We start from the raw sequence: 4,601 nt of genomic DNA, 5'->3' as shown, positions 1-4,601 counted from the left end.
GGGGGGAGGCGATTCGCCTCCCCCCCGCCGCTTTCCTCCCCGGCCCGCCGGCTCAGCCCCCGTAGGGGAGCCCGCCGGTGGGATCCTGGCCGGGCTGCTGCTGCTCCGGGCGCGGCTGCCGGATCCGCGGCGGCCGGCCGAAGCTGGTGTTGAAGCCCAGGAACACCGCCCTCGCTCCCCAGCGGCGCCGGCTCTCCTGGATGAAGCGCCCGTCGTCCGTGCGGACGGTGAAGCCCATGGTGTTGAAGGGGTCCATCACCCGCAGGCTCAGGCTGGAGCGGTCGCCCCGGAGCTTCTGCCGCAGCGAAAGGTTGGTCATGGTGAAGGCAGAGATGCGGCCCTGCTCCACGTCCATGGGGGCGCGGTACATCACCATCCCCTGCACGTCCAGCCTGGGGTTCACCTTGAAGCTGCCGTTCAGTCGCGCCGACCACCCCAGGGCGTCGGTCCGGAGCCCCGGCGCGACGTTGCTCCCGTCCGTCTCCATCCGGAAGGCGTTGAGCCCCGCGAAGCCGCTGAAGCGGTCGCCCAGCCGGAGCGAGCCCGTGACGTCGGTGCCGAACGACTCGCTGGTCGCCAGGTTCCTGAAGGTGCTGGTGGTGACCCCGTCGTCGCCCACCGTGCGGGTGCGCCGGATGGCGTCCTCCGTGCGCCGGTAGAACGGCGTCACCTGCAGCGAGCCCTTGGGCCACGACTGCTGGTAGCCCAGCTCGAAGGCGTGGGTGAATTCCGGCGTCAGCTCCGGGTTGCCCACCATGACGTTGCGCTCGTCCTCGTGGAAGGCGAACGGGTTCAGCAGTCGCGTGTCCACCCGCTGGATCCGCCGCGAGTAGCTCGCCTTGAGCTGGCGGGAGTCGCTCAGGTCGTACGCGGCGAGCGCGCTGGGGAAGAAGCTGGTCTTGTCGGCGTCGTAGGTGCCGCCCCCCGCCAGCGCGAACTCGGAGGTGGCCCGCTCGGCGCGGAGCCCGCCCTGCAGCGACACCTTCCCGACCCCGTGGCTCAGGACGCCGTAGACGGCGTGCACCTGCTCGTCGTACTCGAAGTCGTTGCTCAGGCGGGCGTCGTCGAGCCAGGCGTTCTGCGGGTGCGAGAAGCTCTCCACGCGGTATTCGTTGTCCAGCCAGCGGAGCGTGCCCTTGTACCCCGTCTCCAGCTTGCTCCGCTCCCCCAGTGGCCGGGTCCAGTCCGCCTGCAGGGTGGCGTTGCTCGCCAGCGCCCCCATCTCCGTGCTCTTCCGCGTGGGCTCGTCGCCCAGCGGCGTCCCGTCCAGCGAGAGCGACTCGCCGGTGAAGAGGTTGGCGGTCCCGAAGTCCGCCCGGTTGAAGCGCAGCTCGGCCGAGAGCTCGTTCCGCTGCGGCGCCACGACCCGCTTGAAGGCGAGCGAGGCGTCCAGGGTCTGGTCGCTCCCGCGGTTGTCGGTCACGTTGCGCGACCGGCCGGTGACGCCGCTCCCGGAGCCCAGCTGGAAGAAGGCGTTCCGGGTGTCCAGGGCGATGGAGCGGTCGCTCAGCATGAAGGTGGACGAGAGCGTGTTCCGCTTTCCCAGCTTCAGGTCGGCGCTGGTGTTCAGGACGTGCCCCGTGACGTCGGCCAGCCCGGCGATCTCCTGGCGCTGGAACGGCTCCGGCTGCGTGCCGGCGGTCTGCAGCAGGTGGTAGCCCGAGGTCTGGCGCTCGTCCAGGTTCAGCCCGTAGCTCCCGAACAGCGTCAGCGGGCCCCGCTGGTATCCCAGGTTCCCGGAGCCGCTGTACTTGTTGCCGCTCCCCACGGTCGCCATCAGCCCGCCGCTGGCGCCGAGGTCGGTGTTCTGCTTCATGACGATGTTGACGATCCCCGCCATCCCCTCGGGATCGTACTTGGCCGAGGGGTTGGGGACGACCTCCACCCGCTCCACCAGGTTGGCCGGGAGCTGCTGCAGGAAGGCGGCGAGCTGGGCCCCGCGCATGGGGGCCGCGCGCCCGTTGAGCTGCACCGCCACGTTGGGGTTGCCGCGCAGGCTCACGTTGCCGTCGCCGTCCACCTCCACCGCCGGGACGCTGCGCAGCACGTCCGTGGCGGTCCCCCCGGCGGGGGCGAGCTCCCTGGCCGCGTAGGTGTTGCGATCCGGCGCCAGCGCCACGGTGTTCCGCTCGGCGCGGACCTCCAGCCCCTCCAGCGCCACCGCGGAGGCGTCGAGGCGGACCTGCCCCAGGTCGGCCTGCAGCGCCTGCGGGGTGAGGGCCACCGTGGGCCCGGCCGGGGTGTAGCCCAGCGCCCCCACCTTCAGGTAGTAGCGCCCCGGCCGCAGCCCCTCGATGCGGAACAGGCCGTCGGCGCCGGCCACGGCCCCGGTGACCAGCGACGAATCGGCGGCGCTCCAGACGCCGACGCTGGCGCCGGGGACCGGCTTCCCGGTAGCGGCGTCGATCACCGCGCCGCGGATCTGCCCGGCCGGTGCCTGGGGCCGCGCGCCGGCGGGGGCCCCCTGCCCGGGGACCTGGGCCTGGAGCGCCGCCGGAGCACCGGCGACCGCAAGGGCGAGGAGCGCACCACGTATGTGCTTCATGGAAGGTTGCTTGCCTGACGAGGGTGGGTGGGGCGCCGCCGGCCACGGTCGGGCGGCGGCTGGGGTCGGTCGTTGCGGGCGGAGGACCGGCTGCCCGCGCCGGTCCTCCCGTAGGATGCCTCCGGGCTCCGGAGCGTTGCCCAGGGTGTCGGCCGCGGGATGGATGATCGCGGCGGGCGGGGAACGGCGCCACGGACGGGGGACGAAGCTCGGCAGCGAGGGGACGAGGTGCGGCGGACGGGGGGCGGAGGGGCGGAGGGGCGAGGGGGGTGTGCTATGAGCACGGGCGGCGCGAGCGGCGTGGGTGACTTTTCGGCCACCCCTTGCGTGCAGATAGTTGCCGCACGATATTGCGGAAACGAATGTTCATGCCATGCTGCACGCGCCCCTTAAAGACGCGCCACGCAAATGGTTAGCTTCGGGACACCGGCGCCCCACCAACACCGGCACGCAGGAGGTCAGGATTGACTCTGCCGCTACGGAACAGCGCCACGCAGGCACTGCAAGATCGATCAGTGCGCAGTAACCGCCAGCGTCTTGTCTCGGGAGCCCGAGAGAGATACCCGCTCCCCCCTCAGTTCTCCGAAGACATGCGAGCTTTCGTCGGGCTCGCAGCCGATTGCTGCCATCCCGTCATCCTTTACGGCGAGACGGGAGCGGGAAAGACGTACCTCGCGAAGGAGCTCCACCGCTGCGGGCCGCGGGCGGACCGCCCTTTCGTGCGGGTGAATTGCGCCGCGATCCCGGAGAGCCTGTTTGAAAGGGAGATGTTCGGGCACGTGCGGGGTGCGTTCACCGATGCGCGAGAGGGCGGGGAGGGCCTCTTCGAGGCCGCTGACGGGGGAATCCTCTTCCTGGATGAGATCGGCGAGATCCCTCTAAACGTCCAGGCGAAGCTCCTCGCGGTTCTCGAAGAAGGGGTCATTCGCCGGCTCGGGTCTATGCGGGAGGTACTCGTCGACGTGCGGGTCGTCGCCGCCACCAATCATGACCTCGCAGAGATGGTGCGGCAGAAGCGCTTTCGCCAGGACCTGTACTATCGGCTCTCCGTGCTGCAGTACCGAGTTCCTTCGCTGCGGGAGCGGCGCGATGAGATCCCGGCCATCGTAGAGCATGTACTCCGCGATGGCTCCACGGGTGCGGAGTCACCGATCTGCCCGGAAGCACTTGCCGTAATTCTGGATTACCCGTGGCCGGGCAACATCCGCGAACTGGAGAACGCCCTCGCAGCGGCAGCCGTGTTCGCCTGTGGGGCCGTCATCCGCCCGCAGCACCTCCCCCCGGACCTGCGTGCATGGGGCCGCTCCATGGCGACTCGCCGCGCCGGGTCCGTGTCCGAGAGAGACAGCGCCCGTTACACCGCCCCGGGAGATCCGCTGCGGGAGATGGAGGAGATCCGCCTCGCCCTCCAGGCCTGCGGCGGGAACAAGGCGGCTGCGGCCCGGCGTCTGGGTATGGCCCGATCTACCCTTTGGGCGAAGCTCCGCGCATTCGGTTACCGCGAGGGCGCCACGGAGGTGGCCAGAGGCGATGCCGGAGAAGCGGCGGAGACGGTGGTGAGCCTCGCCGGGAGAGGAGGCGCCTCCCAGGCGCCGCCCTCCGGGGGCAGCGGTGCTCCCACCGTTTGAACGGCGTCCGAACGCTGATCGAACGGTGTCTCAACGGCGACGGCGGGCGACCGGGATGAACCCACAAACAATTGCATGGCAGCGGGTTGCGAGAGCGTTGATCGAGGGATGCCAAGCGGCATCTCAGTTGCCTTGGGAGAGCGCTGTCGTGCAGTTCAACCGTTCCCATCTCAAGGAGGCACCATGCGGAAGCTCTTCCTCAACCTGGGCGCCATCGCCGTGATCGGCCTGGGAGGCGCGTACCTCGGCCAGGCGCAGGAGCCGGGCGACGTGACCATCCAGGACTGTTACCTCAACGGGGAGAAGTGCTCCGACGGCGCGAACTGCTGCGTCACGAACGGGGTGTGCTACAACGACTGCGGCGGCGGCACCACCCCGGTCGAGAGAATGTAACTGAGCGGCTTCGTCACCGTGGTGGGGGGGGGGGG

The 4,601-nt window shown here is 70.3% G+C and carries 3 protein-coding genes; 2 read left to right on the top strand and 1 reads right to left on the bottom strand.

The genetic code is table 11. The features are described from left to right. Window positions 1-52: 52 nt before the first annotated feature. Window positions 53-2,545 (bottom strand): TonB-dependent receptor, encoded by a 2,493-nt coding sequence (locus tag VGR37_13410; GenBank protein HEV2148394.1) that lies wholly within the window; start codon window positions 2,543-2,545, stop codon window positions 53-55. 590 nt (window positions 2,546-3,135) lie between these two features. Between VGR37_13410 and VGR37_13405 the strand changes: the two genes are divergently transcribed. After that, window positions 3,136-4,173, top strand: coding sequence for a sigma-54 dependent transcriptional regulator (locus VGR37_13405; protein ID HEV2148393.1), 1,038 nt, complete (start codon window positions 3,136-3,138; stop codon window positions 4,171-4,173). A gap of 183 nt (window positions 4,174-4,356) precedes the next feature. Beyond that, window positions 4,357-4,566 carry a hypothetical protein gene (locus VGR37_13400; protein HEV2148392.1) on the top strand — a complete coding sequence of 70 codons (210 nt, stop codon included), beginning with the start codon at window positions 4,357-4,359 and terminating at the stop codon, window positions 4,564-4,566. The last annotated feature ends 35 nt before the right edge of the window (window positions 4,567-4,601 follow it).

It is taken from the genome of Longimicrobiaceae bacterium (assembly GCA_035936415.1).
Lineage (GTDB): Bacteria > Gemmatimonadota > Gemmatimonadetes > Longimicrobiales > Longimicrobiaceae > JAFAYN01.
This window is presented reverse-complemented; position numbering and strand designations above follow the sequence as displayed.

Coding starts and splice junctions, on each gene's coding strand:
- VGR37_13410 (HEV2148394.1), bottom strand. CDS start 2,545: ATGAAGCACATACGTGGTGCGCTCCTCGCCCTTGCGGTCGCCGGTGCT.
- VGR37_13405 (HEV2148393.1), top strand. CDS start 3,136: ATGCGAGCTTTCGTCGGGCTCGCAGCCGATTGCTGCCATCCCGTCATC.
- VGR37_13400 (HEV2148392.1), top strand. CDS start 4,357: ATGCGGAAGCTCTTCCTCAACCTGGGCGCCATCGCCGTGATCGGCCTG.